The organism is Tepidimonas alkaliphilus, from assembly GCF_007556595.1.
GTDB classification, from domain to species: Bacteria; Pseudomonadota; Gammaproteobacteria; order Burkholderiales; family Burkholderiaceae_C; genus Tepidimonas; species Tepidimonas alkaliphila.
In genome coordinates this window covers 347,044-371,287 of the sequence record NZ_VJNB01000001.1, presented here as the reverse complement: position 1 = coordinate 371,287, position 24,244 = coordinate 347,044, and the positions used below count along the sequence as shown (strand labels likewise).

At 68.8% G+C, this 24,244-nt stretch carries 23 protein-coding genes; 13 read left to right on the top strand and 10 right to left on the bottom strand.

Going from position 1 to position 24,244, the window contains the following annotated elements:
- Positions 1–60 precede the first annotated feature (60 nt).
- Positions 61–1,257: a 2-C-methyl-D-erythritol 4-phosphate cytidylyltransferase gene (gene ispD / locus Talka_RS01765; RefSeq protein WP_143889369.1), complete on the bottom strand. Its 1,197-nt coding sequence runs from the start codon at positions 1,255–1,257 to the stop codon at positions 61–63.
- 28 nt (positions 1,258–1,285) lie between these two features.
- Here ispD and mfd point away from each other — a divergent pair, with 28 nt between their 5' ends.
- The 7 genes from mfd (at position 1,286) to Talka_RS01730 (ending at position 8,814) form a co-directional block, all read left to right on the top strand.
- The gene (gene mfd, locus Talka_RS01760) at positions 1,286–4,771 is read left to right on the top strand and encodes a transcription-repair coupling factor (protein ID WP_143889368.1); all 3,486 of its coding nucleotides are present in this window, start codon (positions 1,286–1,288) and stop codon (positions 4,769–4,771) included.
- An 18-nt stretch (positions 4,772–4,789) separates the two neighbouring features.
- Positions 4,790–5,443 carry a YitT family protein gene (locus Talka_RS01755; protein WP_143889367.1) on the top strand — a complete coding sequence of 218 codons (654 nt, stop codon included), beginning with the start codon at positions 4,790–4,792 and terminating at the stop codon, positions 5,441–5,443.
- Between the two features lie 52 nt (positions 5,444–5,495).
- Entirely contained in the window at positions 5,496–5,726 is a 231-nt protein-coding gene (locus tag Talka_RS01750) for a DUF2281 domain-containing protein (RefSeq protein WP_185970023.1), read from the top strand.
- On the top strand, positions 5,723–6,082 hold the full coding sequence (locus Talka_RS01745; protein WP_143889365.1) for a type II toxin-antitoxin system PemK/MazF family toxin: 360 nt from the start codon (positions 5,723–5,725) through the stop codon (positions 6,080–6,082). The genes Talka_RS01750 and Talka_RS01745 overlap by 4 nt, the downstream gene beginning before the upstream one ends.
- Positions 6,079–6,795, top strand: coding sequence for a phosphoserine phosphatase SerB (serB, locus tag Talka_RS01740; RefSeq protein ID WP_143889364.1), 717 nt, complete (start codon positions 6,079–6,081; stop codon positions 6,793–6,795). The genes Talka_RS01745 and serB overlap by 4 nt, the downstream gene beginning before the upstream one ends.
- A gap of 76 nt (positions 6,796–6,871) precedes the next feature.
- Positions 6,872–8,107, top strand: coding sequence for an ATP-binding protein (locus Talka_RS01735; RefSeq protein WP_221933831.1), 1,236 nt, complete (start codon positions 6,872–6,874; stop codon positions 8,105–8,107).
- Between the two features lie 152 nt (positions 8,108–8,259).
- Positions 8,260–8,814 (top strand): redoxin family protein, encoded by a 555-nt coding sequence (locus Talka_RS01730; protein ID WP_143889363.1) that lies wholly within the window; start codon positions 8,260–8,262, stop codon positions 8,812–8,814.
- Here the strand turns inward: Talka_RS01730 and Talka_RS01725 are convergent, their stop codons facing one another.
- Positions 8,815–10,035: an aminotransferase-like domain-containing protein gene (locus tag Talka_RS01725; RefSeq protein WP_143889362.1), complete on the bottom strand. Its 1,221-nt coding sequence runs from the start codon at positions 10,033–10,035 to the stop codon at positions 8,815–8,817.
- A gap of 77 nt (positions 10,036–10,112) precedes the next feature.
- On the opposite strand from Talka_RS01725, the gene nth reads away from it, so the two are divergent.
- Genes nth through Talka_RS01705 form a run of 4 tightly spaced genes read left to right on the top strand, consistent with a single transcriptional unit; the run spans position 10,113 to position 13,179 of the window.
- Positions 10,113–10,790, top strand: coding sequence for an endonuclease III (gene nth / locus Talka_RS01720; RefSeq protein ID WP_143889361.1), 678 nt, complete (start codon positions 10,113–10,115; stop codon positions 10,788–10,790).
- Positions 10,791–10,817: 27 nt separating this feature from the next.
- Positions 10,818–11,591 (top strand): leucyl/phenylalanyl-tRNA--protein transferase, encoded by a 774-nt coding sequence (aat, locus tag Talka_RS01715; RefSeq protein ID WP_143889360.1) that lies wholly within the window; start codon positions 10,818–10,820, stop codon positions 11,589–11,591.
- The gene (locus tag Talka_RS01710) at positions 11,588–12,319 is read left to right on the top strand and encodes an arginyltransferase (protein ID WP_143889359.1); all 732 of its coding nucleotides are present in this window, start codon (positions 11,588–11,590) and stop codon (positions 12,317–12,319) included. Before aat ends, Talka_RS01710 begins: the two co-directional genes overlap by 4 nt.
- A gap of 47 nt (positions 12,320–12,366) precedes the next feature.
- The gene (locus Talka_RS01705; protein WP_185970022.1) at positions 12,367–13,179 is read left to right on the top strand and encodes an IclR family transcriptional regulator; all 813 of its coding nucleotides are present in this window, start codon (positions 12,367–12,369) and stop codon (positions 13,177–13,179) included.
- 43 nt (positions 13,180–13,222) lie between these two features.
- On the opposite strand, the gene Talka_RS01700 is transcribed toward Talka_RS01705, so the two are convergent.
- The 6 genes from Talka_RS01700 to Talka_RS01675 form a co-directional block, all read right to left on the bottom strand.
- Positions 13,223–14,350 carry a D-alanyl-D-alanine carboxypeptidase family protein gene (locus tag Talka_RS01700; protein ID WP_143889357.1) on the bottom strand — a complete coding sequence of 376 codons (1,128 nt, stop codon included), beginning with the start codon at positions 14,348–14,350 and terminating at the stop codon, positions 13,223–13,225.
- 166 nt (positions 14,351–14,516) lie between these two features.
- Complete coding sequence (locus Talka_RS01695) at positions 14,517–16,058, bottom strand: 2-isopropylmalate synthase (RefSeq protein ID WP_143889356.1); 1,542 nt, start codon at positions 16,056–16,058, stop codon at positions 14,517–14,519.
- Positions 16,059–16,299: 241 nt separating this feature from the next.
- The gene (pssA, locus tag Talka_RS01690; protein ID WP_143889354.1) at positions 16,300–17,103 is read right to left on the bottom strand and encodes a CDP-diacylglycerol--serine O-phosphatidyltransferase; all 804 of its coding nucleotides are present in this window, start codon (positions 17,101–17,103) and stop codon (positions 16,300–16,302) included.
- Between the two features lie 133 nt (positions 17,104–17,236).
- On the bottom strand, positions 17,237–18,253 hold the full coding sequence (ilvC, locus tag Talka_RS01685; protein ID WP_143889352.1) for a ketol-acid reductoisomerase: 1,017 nt from the start codon (positions 18,251–18,253) through the stop codon (positions 17,237–17,239).
- A gap of 64 nt (positions 18,254–18,317) precedes the next feature.
- Positions 18,318–18,809 carry an acetolactate synthase small subunit gene (gene ilvN, locus Talka_RS01680; RefSeq protein WP_143889350.1) on the bottom strand — a complete coding sequence of 164 codons (492 nt, stop codon included), beginning with the start codon at positions 18,807–18,809 and terminating at the stop codon, positions 18,318–18,320.
- A gap of 114 nt (positions 18,810–18,923) precedes the next feature.
- Positions 18,924–20,702, bottom strand: a complete 1,779-nt coding sequence (locus Talka_RS01675) for an acetolactate synthase 3 catalytic subunit (RefSeq protein ID WP_143889348.1) — start codon at positions 20,700–20,702, stop codon at positions 18,924–18,926.
- A gap of 255 nt (positions 20,703–20,957) precedes the next feature.
- Here Talka_RS01675 and Talka_RS01670 point away from each other — a divergent pair, with 255 nt between their 5' ends.
- Complete coding sequence (locus tag Talka_RS01670) at positions 20,958–21,437, top strand: RDD family protein (protein WP_246100521.1); 480 nt, start codon at positions 20,958–20,960, stop codon at positions 21,435–21,437.
- A complete protein-coding gene (locus Talka_RS01665; RefSeq protein ID WP_143889344.1) occupies positions 21,434–22,024 on the top strand; it encodes an LOG family protein in 591 nt (196 codons plus the stop codon). The genes Talka_RS01670 and Talka_RS01665 overlap by 4 nt, the downstream gene beginning before the upstream one ends.
- 17 nt (positions 22,025–22,041) lie before the next feature.
- Here Talka_RS01665 and Talka_RS01660 read toward each other — a convergent pair whose 3' ends face one another.
- Together Talka_RS01660 and Talka_RS01655 are read right to left on the bottom strand one after the other, a co-directional pair.
- Positions 22,042–22,380, bottom strand: coding sequence for a P-II family nitrogen regulator (locus Talka_RS01660; protein WP_143889342.1), 339 nt, complete (start codon positions 22,378–22,380; stop codon positions 22,042–22,044).
- A 135-nt stretch (positions 22,381–22,515) separates the two neighbouring features.
- The gene (locus Talka_RS01655; RefSeq protein WP_143889340.1) at positions 22,516–24,198 is read right to left on the bottom strand and encodes an NAD+ synthase; all 1,683 of its coding nucleotides are present in this window, start codon (positions 24,196–24,198) and stop codon (positions 22,516–22,518) included.
- Positions 24,199–24,244: the final 46 nt, after the last annotated feature.

The window sequence follows — 24,244 nt, the reverse complement described above, 5'->3', positions numbered from 1 at the left end:
GCGAGCCTTGGCAACCCGCAGCGTGGCTGGGGGCTGCGCGAACCCGGGTTGCAGCCGGCGTCAGCCTTGCCGCTGCAGCAGCACCACCGCGCGCGCCTCGATCGCCAGCCCCTGCCCCACCGGCCCCAGCCGCTCGGCGGTCTTGGCCTTGACGTTGACGGCCTGCAGCGGCAGCGCCAGCGCCGCCGCGACGTTGGCCTGCATCGCCGCGCGGTGCGGCGCCAGCCGCGGCGCTTGCGCCACGACCGTGGCATCGACATTGACCGGCTGCCAGCCGCGCGCGCGCACCTGCGCCGCCGCCTCGGCCAGCAGGCGGGCCGAATCGGCACCGCGCCAGCGCCCGTCGTGGTCCGGGAACCACGTGCCGATGTCGCCCAGCCCCGCCGCGCCGAGCAGCGCGTCGGTGATCGCGTGCAGCAGCGCATCGGCGTCGGAGTGGCCCAGCAGCCCGCGGTCGTGCGGGATCGTCACGCCGCCCAGCACCAGCGCCCGCCCCGGCACCAGCGCGTGCACGTCCCAGCCTTCGCCGATGCGCCACGGCGGCGCCGGCGCCTGTCCGCGCAGCCAGGCTTCGGCCATCACGAAATCCTCCGGATAGGTCAGCTTGAGGTTGCCGGGGTGGCCCGGGACGAGCCTGGGCGCCAGCCCCAGCCGCTCGACGGCGCTGGCCTCGTCGGTGATGCCGTCGAAGCCCGCCGCCTCGCACGCCTGCAGCGCCCGGCGCAGCAGGCCGAGGCGAAACATCTGCGGCGTCTGCGCCTGCCACAGCCGCTCGCGCGGCCGGGTGGCAGCCACGCGACCGTCCGCGCCGGCCTCCTTCAGCGTGTCGGCCACCGGCACCGCCAGCAGCCCGCCGACCGGGTCGTCGCGGCAGGCGTCGATCAGCGCCTGCACGTCCTGCGGGCGCAGCAGGCAGCGCGCCGCATCGTGCACCAATACCCAGTCGTCGTCGCGCGCGCCGTGCGCGGCCCACTGCCGCAAGCCCGCCAGCACGCTGGCCGCGCGCGTGGCGCCCCCGACGCGCCAGGCGTGCACGCCCGCGGGCGGTTGCCAGCCGCTCGTGTCGTCCGGCGCCAGCACCACCGCCACGCCGTCCAGCGCCGGCACCGCCTGCAGCGCCGCCAGCGTGCGATCCAGCACCCGCTGACCGGCCAGCCTGTGGTGCTGCTTGGGCTGCGCCAGGCCCGCGCGGCGGCCCGATCCGGCTGCAGGCACCAGGGCCCACAGTCGCGCAAAGGAGCAAACGTTGGCGGTCATGGCCGGCGATTCTAGAATGTCGCCCCTCATGGATCTGCCGCGCCTCACCCCCGGACAACGCTTCCAGTCCCCCTGCCCGCCGCCGAGCGCCGACGCGCTGCTGCTGGCGCGGCTGGCCGCGCGCGAGCGCGACGCGGGGCGGCTGACCGCCATCGTCTGCGCCGACGCCGCCGACGCGCAGCGGCTGCTGGCGGAGCTGCCGTTTTTCGAGCCGGGGCTGCGCTGCGCGCTGTTTCCGGACTGGGAGACGCTGCCGTACGACACCTTTTCCCCGCACCAGGACCTGATCTCCGAGCGGCTGGCCACGCTGTGGCGCATCCTGCAGGGCCGCCGTGCCGACGATGGCGTTGACGTGGTGCTGGTGCCGGCCTCCACCGCCTTGTACCGGCTGGCGCCGCCGTCGTTCCTGGCAGCCTACACGTTCCAGTTCCGCGCCGGGCAGAAGCTCGACGAGGCGCGGCTGCGCGAGCAGCTGGTCATGGCCGGCTACCAGCACGTCACGCAGGTGGCCAGCCCCGGCGAGTACGCGGTGCGCGGCGGGTTGATCGACCTCTACCCGATGGGGGCGGCGCTGCCGTACCGCCTTGACCTGTTCGACGACGAGATCGACTCGATCCGCGCCTTCGACCCCGACAGCCAGCGCAGCCTGTACCCGGTGCCGGAGGTGCGGCTGCTGCCCGGGCGCGAATTTCCGCTCGACGAGGCGGCGCGCGCGCGCTTTCGCGCCCGCTGGCGCGAACTGCTGGAGGGCGACCCGACGCGCAGCCGGCTCTACAAGGACATCGCCAACGGCGTGGCCGGCGCCGGCATCGAGTACTACCTGCCGCTGTTCTTCGACGAGACCGCCACGGTGTTCGACTACCTCGGCGGGCAGGCGACGCTGGCGCTGCACGGCGAGGTGGACGTGGCGATCCAGCGCTTCTGGGACGACACGCGCGAGCGCCACCGGCTGGCGCAGGGCGACCCGGAGCGCCCCGTGCTGCCGCCGGAGGCGCTGTTCCTCCCCGCCGAAGGCTTCTGGCGGCTGGCCAACGCCCACCCGCAGTGGGCGCTGCGTCCGGCGGACGCAGAAGCGGTGCAGGCTGCGTGGGGCCGGGTGCTCGGCCCGCTGCCGGATCTGACCGTGCAGCGCGGCGCGGAAGAACCGCTGCAGCGGCTCCAAGACCACCTGGCGCGCACCCCGGCGCGGGTGCTGATCCTCGCCGACAGCGAAGGTCGGCGCGAAAGCCTGCTCGACGTGCTGCGCGCCAGCCGCCTCGATCCGCCCGCGTTCGACGACCTGGCGGCGTTTCGCCAGTCGCAGGCGCGCCTGGGCATCGCCACCGCGCCACTGGCGGCGGGCTTCGCGTGGCTGGAGGAAGGGCTCGAGTTCGTCACCGAGACCGAGCTGTTCGGCGCCGGCCCCAGCGCGCGCCGCCGTCGCAAGCAGGAGCGAGTCAGCGACGTCGAGGCGCTGATCAAGGATTTGAGCGAGCTGCAGCCCGGCGACCCGGTGGTGCACGCGCAGCACGGCATCGGGCGCTACCGGGGGCTGGTCAACCTCGACCTTGGCGAGAAGAATCCCGACGGCACGCCGGCGCTGCAAGAGTTCCTGCACCTCGAATACGCGCAGGGGGCGACGCTGTATGTGCCGGTGGCGCAGCTGCACCTGATCAGCCGCTACACCGGTGTCAGCGCCGAGGAGGCGCCGCTGCACCGCCTGGGCAGCGGCCAGTGGGACAAGGCGCGCCGCAAGGCCGCCGAGCAGGTGCGCGACACCGCCGCCGAGCTGCTCGACGTCTATGCGCGCCGCGCCGCGCGCCAGGGTCATGCGTTCCGCTTCAACGCCAAGGACTACGAGGCGTTCGCCAACGACTTCGGCTTTGAGGAGACGCCGGACCAGCGCGCCGCCATCCACGCCGTCATTCAGGACATGATCAGCCCGCGGCCGATGGACCGGCTGGTCTGCGGCGACGTCGGCTTTGGCAAAACCGAAGTGGCGCTGCGCGCGGCATTCATTGCCGTGATGGACGGCAGGCAAGTGGCCCTGCTGGCGCCCACCACGCTGCTGGCCGAACAGCATTACCAGACCCTCAGAGATCGCTTTGCCAAGTGGCCGGTGCGCATCGCCGAGCTGAGCCGCTTTCGCACCGCCAAAGAGATCGCCGCGGCGCTCAAAGGGCTGGAAGACGGCAGCATTGACATCGTCGTCGGCACGCACAAGCTGCTGTCGGAAAAGACGCGCTTCAAGAACCTGGGGCTGCTGATCATCGATGAGGAGCACCGCTTCGGCGTGCGCCACAAGGAGGCGATCAAGGCGCTGCGCGCCGAAGTGGATGTGCTGACGCTGACGGCCACCCCCATCCCGCGCACGCTCGGCATGGCGCTGGAGGGGCTGCGGGATCTGTCGGTGATCGCCACCGCGCCGCAGCGGCGGCTGGCGATCAAGACCTTCGTGCGCGAGGAAAACGCCGGCGTCATCCGCGAGGCGGTGCTGCGCGAGCTCAAGCGCGGCGGGCAGGTGTATTTTCTGCACAACGAGGTGGAAACCATCGAGCACCGGCGCGCGCAACTCGCGCAGCTGCTGCCCGAGGCGCGCATCGCCATCGCCCACGGCCAGATGCCGGAGCGGGAGCTGGAGCGGGTGATGCGCGACTTCGTCGCCCAGCGCTTCAACCTGCTGCTGTGCTCCACCATCATCGAGACCGGCATCGACGTGCCCACCGCCAACACCATCGTCATCAGCCGCGCCGACAAGTTCGGCCTGGCGCAGCTGCACCAGTTGCGCGGGCGCGTCGGGCGCAGCCACCACCAGGCCTACGCCTACCTGCTGGTGCCGGACCTGCGGGGCCTGACCAAGCAGGCCGCGCAGCGGCTGGAGGCGATCCAGCAGATGGAGGAACTCGGCAGCGGCTTTTATCTCGCGATGCACGACCTGGAGATCCGCGGCGCCGGCGAGGTGCTGGGCGAGGCGCAAAGCGGCAACATCACCGAGATCGGCTTTCAGCTCTACAACGAGATGCTGGCCGAAGCGGTGCGCGCGCTGCGCGAGGGGCGCGAGCCGGACCTGCTCAAGCCGCTCGCGGCCACCACCGAGATCAACCTGCACGCCCCGGCCCTGCTGCCGCAGGACTACTGCGGCGACGTGCACCTGCGGCTGAGCTTCTACAAGAAGCTGGCCACGGCCAAGACCCCGGAGCAGCTCGACGCGCTGGTGGAGGAGATCGTCGACCGCTTCGGCAAGCTGCCGCCGGCGGCGGGCAACCTGATCGACGTGCACCGGCTGCGGCTGCTGGCGCAGCGCTGCGGCGTCGTCAAGATCGACGCCGCACCCAGCCACGTGCTGATCGCCTTCGGCCCCAACCCGCCGATCGACCCGATGCGCATCATCGAGCTGGTGCAGAAGAACCGCCACGTCAAGCTCGCCGGGCAGGACCGGCTGAAAGTCGAGCGCGCGCTGCCCGAGGTGCGCGACCGCGTGCAGCTCGTGCGCGACGTGCTGCGCCACCTGCAGCCGGCCGTCGCTGCCGCCTGATCCAAGAGGCACTGCGCGATGACGACCCCGACGTCCCCCGCCGCTGCCCCTGGGGCCTGCGCCGACGTGCCGTTTCCACCCGACCGCCACACCTGGTTCGACGACGCCCAGGCGCTGCTGACCGGCACGCTGATCGTGGCGCTGGGGCTGGTGCTGTTTCGCCAGGCCGGCTTCGTCACCGGCGGCACGGTGGGGCTGGCGTTCGTGCTGCACTACGCCAGCGGCTGGCCGTTCGGCGCGCTGGTGTTCGCCATCAACCTGCCGTTCTACGCGCTGGCCTGGGTGCGCATGGGGCGGGCGTTCACGCTGAAAACGGTGCTGGCGGTGGGGTTGCTGGCCGCGCTCACCGAGGCCATGCCGCGCTGGATCGTCATCGGCGCGCTCAACCCCTGGTTTGCCGCCGTGGCCGGCGGGCTGCTGATCGGCGTCGGCTTCATCATCCTGTTTCGCCACCGGGCCAGCCTCGGCGGCTTCAACACCCTGGTGCTGTGGCTGCAGGAGCGCTACGGCTGGCGCGCCGGCGTGGTGCAGCTGGCCATCGACGCCGTCATCCTGCTGGCGGCCATCCCGTGGGTCGGCCCGCTGCAGCTGCTGCTGTCGGTGCTCGGCGCGGCGCTGATGAACCTGACGCTGGCGATCAACCATAAGCCCGGGCGCTATGTGGCCTACTGATCCGGTGGGCCCCGTAGAATTCAGGCGTCAAAGACCTCGCGCCTCTACGATCATGACCACCCTTGCCGAGCGACTGCTGGAGCGATTTCAGACGCTGCCCGCCGATGCGCAGGTGGAGGTCATCGACTTCGTCGAGTTCCTGCTCGCGCGGCGCAGGCTGCCGAGTGGCACCGTGCCCGACTGGAGCGGGGAGGATCAGGCCATGCTGGCGCAGCAGGCCATGAGCTCGGATGATGATCCCGTGACGTACGACGAGTGCGACCTGCGGGAACGCTGGGCATGAAGCGGCCCGGTCAAATCGCCCTGCTGCGCCTTGCCCAGACCGACCTTGCCCCCGGCAAGCTGCGGCCCGTCCTGCTGCTGCGCCGCGCCTCCAGCCGTTTTGACGACTGGCTGGTCTGGATGGTCACCTCCCGCCTGCACCAGGCTGAACCGAATCTGGATGAACCGATCCTGCCCACCGACCCGGACTTCGCCGACACCGGCCTGAAAGCTCCGAGCATGGCACGGCTGTCGTGGCTGGCGGTGGTCGAGGGCGCCACGCTGGCAGGCGCGCTGGGTGCCGTCGCGCCCGCCCGGCTGCAACGCATGCGCGAGCGGCTGGCCCGCTGGATCCTCCAAGAACCACCCCTGTCATGACCCCACTGACCGACATCGCCCCCGGCCTCGCGGTGCGAGGCATCACGCCGCCGCTGCGCCTGCGCGACTTCCGGCTGATCGCCTTCGACATGGACTCCACGCTGATCAACATCGAGTGCGTGGACGAGATCGCGGATGCCGCCGGGCGCAAGGCCGAGGTCGCCGCCATCACCGAGGCCGCCATGCGCGGCGAGATCGCCGACTACAAGGAAAGCCTGCGCCGCCGCGTGGCGCTGCTGGCCGGCGTGCCGGTGCAGCATCTGGAGGACGTGTATCGCCAGCGCCTCAAGCTCAATCCCGGCGCGGCGGAGCTGGTGTTGGCCTGCAAGGCAGCGGGGCTCAAAGTGCTGCTGGTCAGCGGGGGCTTTACTTTCTTCACCGACCGGCTGCGCGAGCGGCTGGCGCTGGACTTCGCGCGCAGCAACAAGCTGGAAATCGCGGACGGTCGTCTGACCGGGCGGCTGCTCGACCAGAGCTGGGGCGACATCTGCGACGGCGCCGAGAAGCGCCGCACCCTGCTGCAGGCGTGCGACCTGATCGGCTGCGCCCCCGAGCAGGCCATCGCCATGGGCGACGGCGCCAACGACCTGGAGATGATGGCCGCGGCGGGCCTGGCGGTGGCCTACCGCGCCAAGCCGAAGGTGCGCGAACAAGCCCACATCGCCATCGACAGCGGCGGGCTGGATCGGCTGCTGGAAGTCGTGCGGCCCTGAGCGGCCGAGTCATTTTTATGCAAATCGGAAAGTTGACTTTCCGATTTGCATGGTTTGGGCTACCATCGGACGCCTGATGGAGCCATCAACCCCGCCCTCACCTCGCCTGATCGAGCGCGAGCTCGCCCAGGAGCTGCGCGCCGCGGCGAGCGAATACGCCGTGGTGACGCTGCTCGGCCCGCGCCAGTCCGGCAAGACGACGCTGGCGCGCGTCTGCTTTCCCGGCAAGCCCTGGGTCTCGCTGGAGGATCCCGACGTCCGGCTGGCCGCCCAGACCGATCCGCGCGGCTTTCTGGCTCAGTACCCCGACGGCCTCATCCTCGATGAGGTGCAGCGCGTCCCGGAGCTCCTCTCTTACCTGCAGGGGATGGTGGACCGGGACGCTCGCCCCGGGCGTTTTATCCTGACGGGCAACCACCAGCCCCGTTTGCAGGAAGCCATTGCGCAATCCCTGGCCGGCCGCACCGCCGTGCTGACGCTGTGGCCGCTCAGCCTGGCCGAGCTGCGCCAGAATGGCAGCTCCCAGGATGCCTTCGAGCGCATCGTGCGCGGCACCTACCCGCGCGTCGAGCGCGACCGTCTCGATCCGGCCCGGTTCTACACGGGGTACGTCCAGACCTATCTGGAGCGCGACGTGCGGGCGCTGCTGCAGGTGCGCGATCTGAGCGCCTTTCAGCGCTTCGTCACGCTGCTGGCCGGCCGCATCGGCCAGCTCGTCAACCTGACGGCGCTGGCCAACGACGTCGGCATTTCCGTGCCGACGCTGCGCCAGTGGCTGTCGGTGCTGCAGGCGACCTACCTCGTGTTCGAACTGCCGGCCTGGTCGCTCAACGTGCGCAAGCGCGTCGTCAAGTCCTCCAAGCTCTACTTTGCCGACACCGGGCTGGCGGCCTGGCTGCTCGGCATCGAGACGGCCGAGCAGGCCCGCCGCGACCCGCTGCGCGGTGCCCTTTACGAAAATCTCCTTATTGCCGACGCCCTGCGCACCCTGGCGAACCGCGGCGCGCGCGCGGAACTGTTCTTCTACCGCGACGCCAGCGGCCACGAGGTCGATCTGTTGATCCGCCGGCACGGACGGCTGATCCCCTACGAGATCAAGTCCGCCGCCACCTTCACGCGCGACTTTCTCAAAGGTCTGCGCCATCTGAAGGAAGAACTGGGGGATGCGCTGGCCCCTGGCTTCGTCCTCTACGACGGCCCGGTCGCGCTGAGCGTGGAGGGCGTGCGCGTCGTCAATCCACTGACGACGCCCGACATCTGGCCCCAGCGCTCGCAGACGGGGCTGGCTGCGGATGGACATGCCGGCCTTTGAAGCACGGGTCGGCGGGGGATTGCGGGCTCGCGCCTCGGTGGTCGTCAATCTTGGGCCCGAGGCCCCTACGCGATCAGAAACGGGTTAACGTCGTCACCGGTGCAGCACCGACAAGACCGGAAGCGTTGGGAACCTCCATACACCATGGCGTCATGAGCCCGATACGTCGTTTAGTCCGCGAAGCTTCGATCACCCTGACGCTGGCGCTCGGGGTTTTCCTGGGGGTGCAGGCGTGGCTGACGCGCGCCACGCCGCAGCATTGGGCGCCCGAGGGGACGCTGGCATGGCTGCTGCCGGACGGCACCGAGGGCCGCGGCAGCTGGGCCGACCTGCGCGCGCAGCTCGGCGCCGGGGCCGACTCACCGCTGGCCCTGCACGTCTGGGCCACCTGGTGCGGCATCTGCCGCGCCGAGGAAGGCACCGTCACCGCGCTGGCGGCCGACCGCCCGGTGGTGACGCTGGCCACGCGCAGCGGCGATGCGGCCACCGTGCGCGCCTACCTGCGCCAGCGCGGCCTGCCGTGGGTCACGGTGCTGGACGCCGACGGGCGCCTGGCCGCCGCGCACGGCTGGCGCTCGGTACCGGTGTTCGCGGTGCTGGACGCCGGCGACCGCCTGCGCCACGTCACCGTCGGCTACACCACCGGCGTCGGCATGCGGCTCAGGCTGTGGGCGGCCACGCTGTGGTCGCCAGGCGCAGGGGGCTGATCAGCCCAAGGCAGCGGCCAGCCGCCGCACCCCCTCGCGGATGCGTTCCTCGTCCACCGTCGCGAAGCTCAGCCGCAGCGTCGCCGGGTCGGGATCACGCGCGAAGAACGGCGCCCCCGGCACGAACGCCACGCCCTGTTCGATCGCCCGGCGGGCCAGTTCCCCGCCGTCCGCCGCCCGGCCACCCGCGCCGGTCAGCCGCGCCCAGACGAACAGCCCGCCGCGCGGCGGCACGAAGTCGATCGCCGCGCCCAGCTCCTGCCGCAGCGCTTCCACCATCGCCGCGGCGCGGCGGGCGTAGATGCCGCGCACGCGCGCAAGCGTCGCCGGCATGCGGCCGCTGGCCAGATACTGCGCCGCGGTGGCCTGTGCGAAGGTGCTGGTGTGCGCGTCGCTGAACTGCTTGCACATCGTCGCCTTGGCCAGCAGCTCGGGCGGGGCCACCATCCAGCCGATGCGCAGTCCGGGCGAGAGCACCTTGCTCAGGCTGCCGCAGTGCACGAGGCAGGCCCGGCTGCCCGGCACCTCGTGGCTGAGCGCCAGCAGGCTTGGCGGCGGCGGGGTGTCGAAATACAGGTCGCCGTAGGGGTCGTCCTCCACCACCAGCGTGCGCGTGCGCACCGCCAGTTCCAGCACGCGGCGGCGGCGCTCCAGGCTCATCTGCGCCCCGCTCGGGTTGCCAAACGTCGGGATCAGATAGACAAACTTGGGCCGGTGCTGCTCGATCAGGCGCTCCAAGGCGTCCACGTCGGCGCCCTGCCCGTCCACCGGCACCGTCAGCAGCTGCGCGCCGTAGAGGCGGAAGCACTGGATGGTGGCCAAGAAGGTCGGGGCCTCGACGATCACCGTGTCGCCTGGCGAAACGAGCGTCTTGCCGATCAGATCCAGCGCCTGCTGGCTGCCGGTGGTCACGATCAGGTCGCCGGGCGCCACGCCGCGCGCGCCCTTGGCGGCCATGAAGGCCGCGAGCTGCTCGCGCAGCGGATCGAACCCCTCGGTGGCGCCGTACTGCAGCGCCGCGCCGGGGTTGGCGGCGAGTGCCGCCAGCGTCGCCTCACGGATGCCCTCGACATCGAACAGCGCCGCGTCCGGAAAGCCGCCGGCGAAGCTGATGATGCCGGGCTTGCCCAGCAGCTTGAACAGTTCCCGGATCGCCGAGGTCTCGACGTGGGCCAGCCGCTCGGCCAGCCGTACCGGGGAGGCGGGCGCGTCATCCGTCATCGCGTATCCTTTAGGAGACAATGCGCATCCGCAGCACTCCGCCACCTGGTGGGGGTCTCAAGCGCCACGGACCCGTGATGAAACCGCGCGACATCGAAGCCTTTTTCTCGGCCCTGCAAGCCGAGCGGCCTGAGCCGCAAAGCGAACTGGAGTATACGAGCGTGTTCGAGCTGCTCGTCGCGGTGATGCTCAGCGCCCAGGCCACCGACCGCAGCGTCAACCAGGCCACGCGGCGGCTGTTCGCCGTCGCCAACACGCCGCAGGCGATCCTGGCGCTCGGGCAGGAGGGGCTGGAAAGCCACATCCGCACCATCGGCCTCTACCGCAGCAAGGCGCGCCACGTGATCGAGACCTGCCGCCTGCTGCTGGAACGCCATGGCGGCGAGGTGCCGCGGCGCCGCGAGGATCTGGAAGCCCTGCCTGGCGTCGGTCGCAAGACCGCCAACGTGGTGCTCAACGTCGCCTTCGGCGAGCCGACGATGGCGGTGGACACGCACATCTTCCGTGTCGCCAACCGCACGGGGCTGGCCCCCGGCAAGACGCCGCTGCAGGTCGAGCGGGGGCTGCTGCAGCGGGTGCCGGCGCGCTTTCTGCGCGACGCGCACCACTGGCTGATCCTGCACGGGCGCTACACCTGCACCGCGCGCGCGCCGAAGTGTGGCGCCTGCCCGGTGGCGGCGTGGTGCGACCATGCCTGCGCGCAAGCTAAAGCCCGCGCGCCGCGCAAGGCCGCCGCGGCCAAGGCCGACGCCTGACCCCAAGCCGACGGCTGCCAACGCCCGATGACCGCCCCCCGCCCGCTGCCGTGGCTCGAAGCCGGCGATCCGTTCCCGCCGGTGGAGCAGGCCTGGGGCGACGCCGACCCCGTCCCGGGGCTGCTGGCCGCCGGCGGCGCGCTGGACGTGGACACGCTCGTGCGCGCCTACGCGCACGGCATCTTCCCGTGGTACGGCCAGGGCCAGCCGATCCTGTGGTGGAGCCCCGACCCGCGCATGGTGCTGCGGCCGGCGCGCTTTCGCCTGCATGTTTCGCTGCGCAAGGCCCTGCGCGCCGCGCTGCGTCAGGGGCGGCTCGAGATCCGCATCGACAGCGCGTTCGACGCCGTCATCGACGCCTGCGCGCGCACCCCGCGCCCCGGGCAGGACGGCACCTGGATCGTGCCGGCGATGCAGGCCGCCTACCGCGCGCTGCACCGCGCCGGCCACGCGCACAGCGTGGAGACCTGGTGGGACGGCGCGCTGGTCGGCGGTCTGTACCTGGTCAACCTGGGGCGCGCGGTGTTCGGCGAATCGATGTTCAGCCACCGGCGCGATGCCTCCAAGATGGCGCTGGCGGCGCTGGTGGCGGCCTGCCGCGCCTGGGATGTGGCGCTGATCGACTGCCAGCAGCAGACCGCGCACCTGGCCTCGCTCGGCGCTGAGCCGGAGCCGCGCGCAGCCTTCATCCACGACGTGCGCCGGGCCATCGGACAGCCGGCCCCTGACTGGCGTTTCACGCCCCTATACTGGGACGAACTCTGGCCCTCCGCCCCGCTGTTTCGCCGCAACGCGCCGTGACCCGCCTGCAGGATTTGCCGCTTGCCGCCGTGCAGTTCTACGCCACGGCCCCCTACCCGTGCAGCTACCTGCCCGGCAGGATGGCGCGTTCGCAGGTGGCCACGCCCAGCCACCTGATCCAAGGCGAGACCTACTCGCGGCTGGTCGCGCGGGGGTTTCGGCGCAGCGGGCTGTTCACCTACCGGCCCTACTGCGACAGCTGCCAAGCCTGCATCCCGCTGCGCGTGTGCGCCGCCGACTTCCGCCCTGACCGCACCCAACGCCGCATCTGGCGGCGTCATGCCGACTTGCAGGCGCGCGTCATGCGGCTGGGTTACGCGCCCGAACACTACGCGCTGTATTTGCGTTACCAACGGCAGCGCCACCCAGGCGGCGGCATGGACCAAGACGATGTCGAGCAATACAGCCAATTTCTTTTGCAAAGCCACGTCAATTCGCGCTTGGTGGAGTTTCGCACGCCCGCTGCACAGGGCAGCCAGCTCGTCATGGTGTCGTTGATCGACATCCTGGACGACGGCTTGTCGGCGGTCTATACGTTTTATGAGCCGCACTGGCCGGGATCGCTGGGAACGTATGCCATCCTTTGGCAGATCGAGCAGGCGCGCGAGCTGCAACTGCCGTATGTTTACCTGGGCTACTGGATCGAAGCCAGCGCCAAGATGGCCTACAAGCAGCGCTTTCGACCGCACGAAATTTTGCGCGAGGGGCGCTGGCAGCGGGTATTGTGATGGCGCGCCACCCTGCGGCGTGAGATTTCGTCAGATAAAATTGTGGCGTGCCGCGCCATTCCTCGAAACCCGCAGCCGCCGAATCCCCCTTGCAACCCAGCGTGCAGGTGTTGCAGCGTGCGTTTGCGCTGCTGGACGTGCTGGCGGCCCATGATGAGCCCGTCACCCTCAAAACCCTGTCGGACGCCACCGGCCTGCACCCCTCCACCGCGCACCGCATCCTGCAAGACTTGGCTTTGGGGCGCTTGGTGGAGCGTCCTCAGCCAGGCGTCTATCGGCTCGGGCTGCGCTGGCTGGAGCTGGGCAACCTGGTTAAGGCGCGGCTGGATGTGCGCGAGGCGGCGCTCGGCCCGATGCGCGAGCTGCACCGCCAGATCCAGCAGCCGGTCAACCTGTCGGTGCGGCAAGGGGACGAAATCGTTTACATCGAGCGCGCCTACAGCGAGCGCTCCGGCATGCAGGTGGTGCGCGCCATCGGCGGACGCGCGCCGCTGCACCTGACCTCGGTCGGCAAGCTGTTCCTCGCGCACGAGGATCCGCAGCGCGTGCGCGCCTACGCCATGCGCACCGGGCTGGCTGGCAACACGCCCAACAGCATCACGCAGCTTGCGGCGCTGGAGCGCGAGCTGGCGCAGTGCCGCCGCCTTGGCGTGGCGCGCGACAACGAGGAGCTGGAGCTCGGCGTGCGCTGCATGGCTGCCGGCATCTACGACGACCAGGGCCGATTGGTGGCGGGCCTGTCCATTTCCGCGCCGGCCGACCGCATCGATGAGAATTGGATCGCCAAACTGCAGGCCACCGCCGCGCAAATCAGCGCCGCCTTAGGCTATCGACCCGGGGCCGCTGCGGCCCAACGTTAACCCAACGCCGCCGCAGCGACCGAAAGGTCAACGACCATCTCGTTCAGGTGCGCGGCCCCGCGGGGCTAGCCCCGCCTCCGACCAGCGAACGCTGCAGCCAGTGCAAAAGGTTTTCGGCATCAGCCCAGCGCGCCGTCGAGTTGCCCGCGTTCATCAGCACCATGATGACGTTGCGTCCCGCCAAGCGGACCTGCATGGCCACGCAGCGGCCGGCTTCGCGGATGTAGCCGGTTTTTTGCAGCAGGATGTCCCAGTCGCTTTCGCGCACCAGCTTGTTGCTGTTGCGGTAGTGCACCACGCGGCGACCGTCGTCCAGCTCGTAGCGCGGCGACACGCTGAGCTCGCGCAGCAACGGGCGGGTCGAAGCGACTTGCACCAGACGCGCCAAGTCCCGCGGGCTGGAGCGGTTGTCGGGGGACAAACCTGTGGGCTCCACGAAGCGGGTTTGCCGCAGGCCCAGTTCATGGGCTTTGTTGTTCATGGCCGCCACCAACGCGGCCACGCCGCCGGGGTACGTGCGCCCCAGCGCGTGCGCGGCACGGTTTTCGCTGGCCATCAGCGCCAGATGCAGCGCTTCGGCCCGGGTCAGCTGGGTGCCCACCGCCAGCCGCGAGCCGCTGCCTTTGATCCGATCGACATCGTCGTCGGTGATGGTCAGCACTTCATCCAGCGGCAAGCCCGCGTCCACCACCACCAACGCCGTCATCAACTTGGTCAGCGATGCAATGGGCAGCACCGCTTCATCGTTCTTGTGGAACAGCACCGCATTGGTGTCGGCATCCAGCACCAACGCCGCGCTGGAATGCAGCCGCAACCCATCCAGCCCCTCATCGGCGGCGCTGGCCAGCGGCGCCCATGCGGCGGCGCCCCCTGTGACCGAAACCGCGGCGATGCGGCGCGGCCCTACCGCCGAACCAACCTCGGCCTTAGGCCGTGGCGCCGCCGTGGGCGTGCCAGCCCGTGCCGGAGCGCGAGCGCGTGCGCGGCGGGAAGCTGGCTGGACAGCAGCTTTGGAGCGCGGCGCAACGGAGCGCGCGGCTTTCGCCACGGGAGGGCTTTTTTTCTTCTCTCGCGCTGCGACCTCGGACTTGGACTTGCCATCGCGGGGCGCCGCTTGCGCCGAATCGGCGGCCCAAGGACCGCTCAAGGTCAGCGCCAACAGCACGGCCATGGCTGCGCGCCCTATCCGCGGCAGGGTTCGAATCATCGGGCATCTCCGGCTCCATCACCGTAAGCCCGCAGTATAGCCGCCCAAGGCGCTAAAAAACCAAAAACGCGCGGGGGGTTGCCGCGCAATCTTGAGCCGCAATCGTAACTTTGAAGGCGCCGCGCCGAGATCATCCCTGCGCCGCCACGCGCTCCACGTTGCTGTGCAGCTTGGTCAGCGCCGCCAGGTAGGCCTTGGCCGAGGCCACGACGATATCCGGGTCGGCGCCAACGCCGTTGACCACGCGCCCGCCGTGCTGCAGCCGGATCGTGACCTCGCCCTGCGACTCGGTGGAGCCGCTGGTGATGGCGTTGACCGAATACAGCAACAGCTCCGCGCCGCTCTTGACGTGCGACTCGATGGCCTTGATGCTGGCGTCCACCGGGCCGTTGCCGTCGGCCTCGCCGACATATTCCTTGCCATCGATGGTGAAGACCACGCGCGCGTGCGGGCGCTCGCCGGTCTCGGAGTGTTGCGACAGCGACACCAGCGCATAGCGTTCTTTTTCAGGCGTGACGCTTTCGTCGCTGACCAGGGCGATGATGTCCTCGTCGAAAATTTCGGCCTTGCGGTCGGCCAGCTCCTTGAACTTGGCAAACGCTGCGTTGAGCTCCGATTCCGACTCCATCACGATGCCGAGCTCCTGCAGCCGCTGCTTGAAGGCGTTGCGCCCCGAGAGTTTCCCCAGCACGATCTTGTTGGCGCTCCAGCCCACGTCCTCGGCGCGCATGATCTCGTAGGTGTCGCGCGCCTTGAGCACCCCGTCCTGGTGGATGCCGCTGGCGTGCGCGAAGGCATTGGCGCCCACCACCGCCTTGTTCGGCTGCACGACGAAGCCGGTGGTCTGGCTGACCAGGCGGCTGGCCGGCACGATCTGCGTGGTGTCGATGCCGACCTCCAGCCCGAAGTAGTCGCGCCGCGTCTTGACGGCCATGACCACCTCCTCCAGTGCGCAGTTGCCGGCGCGCTCGCCCAGGCCGTTGATCGTGCACTCCACCTGGCGCGCGCCGCCGATCTTGACGCCGGCCAGCGAGTTGGCCACCGCCATGCCAAGGTCGTTGTGGCAATGCACGCTCCAGATGGCTTTGTCCGAATTCGGAATGCGCTCGCGTAGCGTGCGGATGAACTCGCCGTAGAGCTCCGGAATGGCGTAGCCGACCGTGTCGGGGATGTTGATTGTGGTGGCGCCCTCCTCAATCACCGCCTCCAGTACGCGGCAGAGGAAGTCGATCTCGCTGCGGTAGCCGTCCTCGGGACTGAATTCGACGTCCGGACACAGGTTGCGCGCCAGCCGCACCGCCGCACGCGCTTGCTCATAGACCTGATCCGGGGTCATGCGCAGCTTTTTTTCCATGTGCAGCGGGCTGGTGGCGATGAAGGTGTGGATGCGCGCGCGCTGCGCCCCCTTGAGCGCCTCGGCGGCGCGGGTGATGTCGCGCTCGTTGGCGCGCGCCAGCGAGCAGACGGTGCAATCCTTGATCGTGTCGGCGATCGCCTTGACCGCCTCAAAATCGCCGTTGGAGCTGGCCGCGAAGCCCGCCTCGATCACATCCACGCGCAGGCGCTCGAGCTGGCGCGCAATGCGCAGCTTTTCTTCCTTGGTCATCGAGGCGCCGGGCGACTGCTCGCCATCGCGCAGCGTGGTGTCGAAGATGATCAGTTTGTCGGTCATGGCTCTACGCTCCAAGTTGGGGATGGGGCCAAACCCGCGCTGCCACCAGGGGCCCAAAACGAACGGCCCGCAGCGGGGGGCATGCGGGCCGTCGTTGGTGAGGGTGGGTGCGCTAACCAACCTGCCCGCCTGCGGGCAGCGCTAGCAGCAGCCATGCACCGTTCACCATAGCTTGCAATGTAGCACAAGGCTGTGCCTGCCGCACCTAAAGGCCGGCTATCGCGTCCATAGGGCGCGGCCATCACTCGTGCAACCCGCGCTCATCCGGCTCGTCGGTGGAGGTGGACAAGACGCTGACCGGCTTGCCTTTGGCCTTGCGCACGCCATACATCACATAGCCGGACAAACCATACAGCACGAACAACGCAAACAGCACCGTCGGCGGATGGATGTTGATGACGGCGATGCCCAGCGCGATGGCCACCAGCGCCGCAAACGGCACGCTGCGCTTCAAGCTCAAATCCTTAAAGCTGTAAAAGGGCACATTGGTCACCATCGTCAAGCCGGCGTAGAGCGTCAGCGCAAACAACGCCCATTGCAGTCCGTCACCGGTGCGACCGGCATCGGTGGCCAGCCAGATGAAGCCGGCCACCAGCGCCGCCGCCGCCGGCGACGGCAGGCCCTGAAAGTAGCGCTTGTCCACCACGTGCGTGTTGACGTTGAAGCGCGCCAGCCGCAGCGCCGCGCAGGCGCAGTAGACGAACGCGGCGATCCAGCCCCAGCGTCCCAGGTCGCGCAGCGCCCATTCGTAGGCCACCAAGGCGGGCGCCGCGCCAAACGAGACCATGTCCGACAGCGAGTCCATTTGCTCGCCAAAAGCGCTCTGGGTGTGCGTCAGGCGCGCGATGCGGCCGTCCAGGCTGTCCAGCACCATCGCCGCGAAGATGCCGCTGGTGGCCAGGTCGTAGCGGCCATTCATCGCCATCACGATGGCGTAGAAGCCGCCGAACAGCGCCGCCAACGTCACCAAATTGGGCAGCAAGTAAATGCCTTTGCGTCGGCGCGGCGGCTCGCCAGCGTGGTTGGGTTCCGCGGTATCCAACATGCCCTCGCCCAAAAGATTCAAGCCGGCTGGCCCATCCAGTGAAGCGCCAGCTCGGCCCGCAGTGTAGCGCCCAATGGCGCGCCGCCTGCGCCTGCCGTCGAAGCGGCAAGCGGCACGCCGGGGATTCGCGCGCTCAGTTGCGCGTCTGATCCACCAGCTTGTTCTTGGCGATCCACGGCATCATCGCGCGCAGCTTGGCGCCGACCTGCTCGATCGGGTGCGCCGCCAGGTTGCGCCGGCGCGCCGTCATGCTCGGGTAGCCGGTGCGGCCCTCGAGGATGAACATCTTGGCGTAGTCGCCGTTTTGGATGCGCTGCAGCGCCCGCTTCATCGCCGCGCGCGACTGCTCGTTGATGACCTCGGGGCCGGTGACATATTCGCCGAACTCCGCGTTGTTGGAGATCGAGTAGTTCATGTTGGCGATGCCGCCCTCATACATCAGATCGACGATGAGCTTCAACTCATGCAGGCATTCGAAATACGCCATCTCCGGCGCGTAGCCGGCCTCCACCAGCGTCTCGAAGCCCGCCTTGACGAGCTCCACCACGCCGCCGCACAACACGGCCTGCTCGCCGAACAGGTCGGTCTCGGTCTCTTCCTTAAAGGTGGTCTCGATGATGCCGGCCTTGCCGCCGCCGTTGGCCATAGCGTAAGACAGCGCCACGTCGCGCGCCTTGCCGCTTCGATCCTGATGCACCGCCACCAGGTGCGGCACGCCGCCGCCCTGCAGGTAGGTGCTGCGCACGGTGTGGCCGGGGGCCTTCGGCGCCACCATCCAGACGTCCAGGTCGTCGCGCGGCACCACCTGGTTGTAGTGCACGTTGAAGCCGTGCGCGAACGCCAGCGACGCGCCCTGGCGGATGTTGGGCTCCACCTGCGCCCGATAGACATCGGCGATCTGCTCATCGGGCAGCAGCATCATCACGACGTCGGCAGCGCGCACGGCGTCGGCCACCTCCATCACCGTCAGGCCCGCCTTCTCGGCCTTGGCCCAGGACGGGCCGCCCTTGCGCACGCCGACGATGACTTTGACACCGCTGTCGTTGAGGTTCTGCGCGTGCGCGTGGCCCTGGCTGCCGTAGCCGACGATGGCCACGGTCTTGCCCTTGATCAGGCTCAGGTCGCAATCCTTGTCGTAATAGACTTTCATGGGTTCGATCCTTTAAGGGGGGTCAACGGGAAAGAAAACGCGCCGATCCGCGTGGCGGCCTCGCTCAGACGCGCAGAATGCGCTCGCCGCGGCCGATGCCGCAGGCGCCGGTGCGCACCGTCTCCAGGATCGCGCTGCGATCGATGGCCTGCAGGAAGGCGTCACACTTGCTCTGGTCGCCGGTGATTTCGATCGTGTAGCTCTTGTCGGTGACGTCGATGATGCGGCCGCGAAAAATGTCGGCCATGCGCTTCATTTCCTCGCGCTCCTTGCCGACCGCGCGCACCTTGACCAGCATCAGCTCGCGCTCGGTGTAGGCGCCTTCGGTCAGATCGACGACCTTGACGACCTCGATCAGGCGGTTGAGGTGCTTGGTAATCTGCTCGATGACATCGTCCGAACCCGTGGTCTGGATCGTCATGCGCGACAACGACGGATCCTCGGTCGGCGCGACGGTGAGCGACTCGATGTTGTAGCCCCGCGCCGAGAACAACCCGACCACGCGCGACAGGGCTCCGGCCTCGTTTTCCAGCAAAACCGCGATGATGTGTTTCATACCTACGGATTCCTCTTTTCGACCACCCTCCCCGGTCCTCGGTAAAGGGCCGGCTCGATGGCCAATAGATTCCTCTCAAGACAGCCGCCATGCGGCGGCCCGCGAAGAAGGCTTTTACAGATCCTCGCTGCCGAGCAGCATCTCGGTGATGCCCTTGCCGGCCTGCACCATCGGCCAGACGTTTTCGGTCGGGTCGGTGCGAAAGTCGATGAACACCGTGCGATCCTTCAGCCGGCGCGCCTCGCGCAGCGCCGGCTCGACGTCCTGCGGCCGCTCCACCAGCAGGCCGACATGCCCGTAAGCCTCGGCCAGCTTGACGAAGTTCGGCAGCGCGTCCATATAGGAGTGGCTGTAGCGGCCGGAATATTCAATTTCCTGCCACTGCCGCACCATGCCGAGGTAGCGATTGTTCAGCGACAGGATCTTGATCGGGGTGTTGTATTGCAAGCAGGTCGAAAGCTCCTGGATGCACATTTGCACCGAGCCTTCGCCGGTGATGCAGAATACATCGGCCTCGGGGCGCGCCATTTTGATGCCCATGGCATACGGAATACCCACCCCCATGGTGCCGAGCCCGCCTGAGTTGATCCAGCGCCGCGGGCGATCGAATTTGTAAAACTGCGCCGCCCACATCTGGTGCTGGCCGACGTCGGAGGTGATGTAAACGTCGTCGTCCTTGGTCAGGTTCCACAGCGTTTCGATGACATACTGCGGCTTGATGACCTCGGTGTTGTCGCGGTCGTACTTCAGACAGTCGCGCGCGCGCCAGCCCTCGATGGTGGCCCACCACTGGGCCAGCGCCTGCTCGTCGGGCTTGCGGCCAGCCTCGCGCAACATCGCGATCAGCTCGGTCAGCACCTCCTTGACGTCGCCGACGATCGGCACGTCAACCTTGACGCGCTTGGAAATGCTGGAGGGGTCGATGTCGATGTGGATGATCTTGCGCTCGACCTGCGCGAAGTGGCGCGGGTTGCCGATGACCCGGTCGTCGAAGCGCGCCCCCACGGCCAGCAGCACGTCGCAGTGCTGCATCGCGTTGTTGGCCTCGTAGGTGCCGTGCATGCCGAGCATGCCGAGGAAACGCCGGTCGGTGGCCGGAAACGCCCCCAGCCCCATCAGCGTGTTGGTGACCGGAAAGTTCAGCAGGTTTGCCAGCTCCCGCAGCTCGGCCACGGCGTCGCCCAGGATCACGCCGCCGCCCGTGTAGATGTAGGGGCGCTTGGCGCTGAGCAGCAACTGCACCGCCTTGCGAATCTGGCCGCCGTGGCCTTTGCGCACCGGGTTGTAGGAGCGCATCGTCACCGACTCGGGGTAGCCGGTGAAGGCGGTCTTCTTGAACGAGACGTCTTTCGGAATATCCACCACCACCGGGCCGGGGCGGCCTGTGCGCGCGATGTGAAACGCCTTTTTGATCGTCAGCGCCAGGTCGCGCACGTCTTTGACCAGGAAATTGTGCTTGACGATCGGGCGCGTGATGCCCACCGTGTCGCACTCCTGGAACGCGTCCTGCCCGATGGCGTGCGTGGGCACCTGCCCGGTGAGGATCACCATCGGGATCGAGTCCATGTAAGCGGTGGCAATCCCCGTCACGGCGTTGGTCACGCCTGGCCCGCTGGTGACCAACGCCACCCCCACGTTGCCGGTGGCGCGCGCGTAGCCGTCGGCGGCGTGCACGGCCGCCTGCTCGTGCCGCACCAAAATATGCTGGATGCGATCTTGCTTGTAGAGGGCGTCGTAGATGTAGAGCACCGCCCCGCCCGGGTAGCCCCAGATGAACTCCACCCCTTCGGCTTGCAGGCACCGCACCAGAATTTCGGCGCCCATCAATTCTTCCGCGGTCGGTTGCGATGCGGCTGCGGCGGCAGAGGCCAGCTCGGTTTGCGCGATTTTCATGTCGTTGAACCTTTCAGTTTTTCTCTCACGAAGAACCTCCGGTGCCCCTTGGATGTCGCGCCCTCGTGAGGCGGCCTCGGGACTTAGGACCCTGCGGCCATGGCAGTCACACCGCCGACCGGGGCCCGTTTCCGTGCCAAGTGGATAATAGGAGCAATCATTATCGCACCAAACCTGCCCGACGTGAGTCCCGCTGCGCCCTCTTTGGCTACCGCACCCTCATCGTGGCGTGTCACGCCTTCCCTTGCACGCCGCATGGCTTGCTGGCTTTACGAAGGCACGCTGCTGTTTGGCGTCGTCTTCATCGCGGGCTATTTGTTTTCGGCCTTGACGCAGCAGCGTCATGCGCTGCAACACCGCGAGCTGCTGCAGGCGTTCCTGTTCGTGGTGCTGGGCATCTACTTCACCTGGTTCTGGCACAAGGGCCAGACGCTGGCGATGAAGACCTGGCACATCCGGCTCGTGGCCGCCAACGGCGGGCCGGTGTCGCAAGGTCGGGCGTTTGTGCGCTACCTGCTGGCGTGGGTGTGGTTCTGGCCGCCGCTGGCCGCGCGCGCGCTGTTGGACCTCAGCGCCCCGGAGGCGCTGGTGCTGCTGGGCGGCTGGATCGCGGTGTGGGCGCTGCTGGCGCGCTTTCATCCGCAGCGGCAGTTCTGGCACGACGCGCTGGCCGGCACGCGGCTGGTGGACGCGCGGCCAGCCGCCGCGCCCAAGGCGCAGGAGGCGCGCGCATGACCGCCGCCCCGGCGTTTTCGCTGTGCGTTTATTGCGGCTCGCGCCTGGGCGCGGAGCCTTGCTACGCGCAGTTGGCCGAACAGGTCGGCCACTGGATCGGACGCCACGGCGGCCAGTTGGTCTATGGCGGCGGCAACGCCGGGCTGATGGGGGCGGTCGCCAGCGCGACGCTGGCCGCTGGCGGGCGCGTCGTTGGGGTGATCCCGCAAAGCTTGGTGGCGCGCGAGTTCGCCAAGCACGACTGCACCGAGCTGCATGTGGTGGCCAGCATGCATGAGCGCAAGCGCCTGATGGCCGAGCGCGCCGACGCGTTTCTGGCGCTGCCCGGGGGGCTAGGCACGCTGGAGGAGCTGTTTGAGGTCTGGACCTGGCGCCAGCTCGGCTACCACGCCAAGCCGATCGGCGTGCTCAACGCCAACGGTTATTGGGACGGGCTGCTGGCCTTTCTGCGGCAGACGCACGCGGCGGGCTTCGTCGGCGAGGAGCAGCTGGCGCTGGTGGATGTGGGCGACCACCCCGAAACATTGCTGCCGCGGTTGGTGCAAGCCGCAGGCTGGGTCGATGCCGCCGATCTGCGCGCCATTTAAAGCGGGCAAACTGTCTGTCAAATCGCTGCGTCGTCTTCTTCGCCGGTGCGGATGCGGATGACGCGCTCCACCGGCGTGACAAAGATCTTGCCGTCGCCGATCTTGCCGGTGCGCGCCGCGCGCAGGATGGCGTCGATGCATCGCTCCACATCCCCGTCGCGCACCACCACGTCGATGCGCACTTTGGGTAAAAAATCCACCACGTATTCCGCGCCGCGGTAGAGCTCCGTGTGGCCCTTTTGCCGCCCGAAGCCCTTGACTTCCGTCACCGTCAAGCCCGTGACGCCTTGCTCGGCCAGCGCCTCGCGCACTTCCTCCAGTTTGAACGGCTTGATGATGGCGGTGATTTGCTTCATTGTGCTGGACTCCGGCTCTCCATGCTCGGCAAAGGCCCCGCCTTCAAACCCGGCGCGGGCCGCGTTGGTTCATCACGCTGCAATGATACCGGGGTCGGCACAGACTCCGATCCCCAAGGGATTTGGGCAACGCCCTCACCCGGGGTGGCGACGGTGCGTGATGGGATAGCGCCAATCCCGGCCAAACGCGCGCGGCGTCACGCGCAGGCCCACCGGCGCCTGGCGGCGCTTGTATTCATTGAGGCGAATCAGGCGCACCACCCGCTCCACCGTGGCGCGGTCAAACCCGTCGGCCACGATCGCTTCCAGCGACTCATCGCGCTCGACGTAGCGCTCCACAATCGCGTCCAGCACCTCGTAAGGCGGCAAGCTGTCTTGGTCGGTCTGCCCTGGGCGCAGTTCGGCGCTGGGCGCGCGCGTGATGATGCGCTCGGGAATCGGCTGCGCGCCGCGCCCGAATGGGTCGTGCGCGTTGCGCCAACGCGCCAGGCGCCACACCCAGGTCTTGGTCAGATCTTTGATGACCGCAAAGCCGCCGGCCATGTCGCCGTAGAGCGTGCAGTAGCCGGTGGCCAGTTCGCTTTTGTTGCCGGTGGTCAGCACCACATCGCCGAACTTGTTGGACAGCGCCATCAGCAGCGTGCCGCGGATGCGCGCTTGCAGGTTTTCCTCGGTGGTGTCGGGCGGGCGGCCTTCCAGCAGCGGCGCCAGCTGCGCCAGATAGCCGTCGAACAGCGGCCCGATCGGGATCTCGTCGTAGCGCACGCCGAGCCGCGCGGCCATTTCGCGCGCGTCCAGCCACGAAATTTCGGCCGTGTAAGGCGAAGGCATCATCACCGCGCGCACGCGCTGCGGCCCCAGCGCATCGACCGCAATCGCCAGCACCAGCGCCGAGTCCACCCCGCCAGACAAGCCGACGATGGCGCCCGGAAACCCGTTTTTCTCGATGTAGTCACGGGTGCCCAGCACCAGCGCGCTCCACAACTCGTGCTCAGGGCTGCTGGCAGGGGCGATGCGACCATGCACCGCGCCGCCCTCGCTCAGCTCGACTTCCAAGCAAGCCTGCACAAACGCGGGCGCGCGGGCCGCCAGCCGCCCCTGCGCGTCGAGCGCGAAGCTGCCGCCATCAAACACCAGCTCATCTTGCCCGCCGACCAGATGGGCATACACCAGCGGAAGTCCAGTTTCGGCCACCCGCGCGCGCATGACGGCCTCGCGTTCGCGCCCCTTGCCGCGGTGGTAGGGAGAGGCATTGAGCACGCACAGCGCCTCGGCTCCCGCAGCGGCGGTCTCCACGGCACAGCGCGCCGACCAAGCGTCTTCGCAGATCAACAGACCGAGACGCCAGCGCCGCGTCCCGTCGTGCACGTCGAACACGCAAGGCGACTGGCCCGGCATGAAGTAGCGCCGCTCGTCGAACACCTGATAGTTCGGCAGCTCGCGCTTGGCGTAGCGGTGCGTCACAGCGCCTTCGTGCAAAACGCTGGCGGCGTTGAAGCTGATGGCGCCGAAGGCGCGGGCGCAGCCGCCGGAATCCTGCGCTGGCGCAAGCCAAGGATGCCCCACGACCATGTGCAAGCCGCGCAACGAGGCCGTGCAGCGAGCCAGCTCGCGCACGGCGGCTTCGCAATCGGCCACAAAACTGGGCCGCAGCAGCCAGTCCTCAGCGGGGTAGCCGCAGATCGCCAGCTCCGGCGTCAGCAGCACGCGCGCGCCCGCAGCGTAGGCCGCCTGCGCCGATTCAACCAGGCGACGGGTATTGCCAACCAGATCGCCCACCACCAGGTTGAGCTGCGCCGCCGCGATCTTTAGCCCCATGGGCTTTCCTCAAGCACTCTCCGAGGGGCGCCGCAAGCCCCGAACC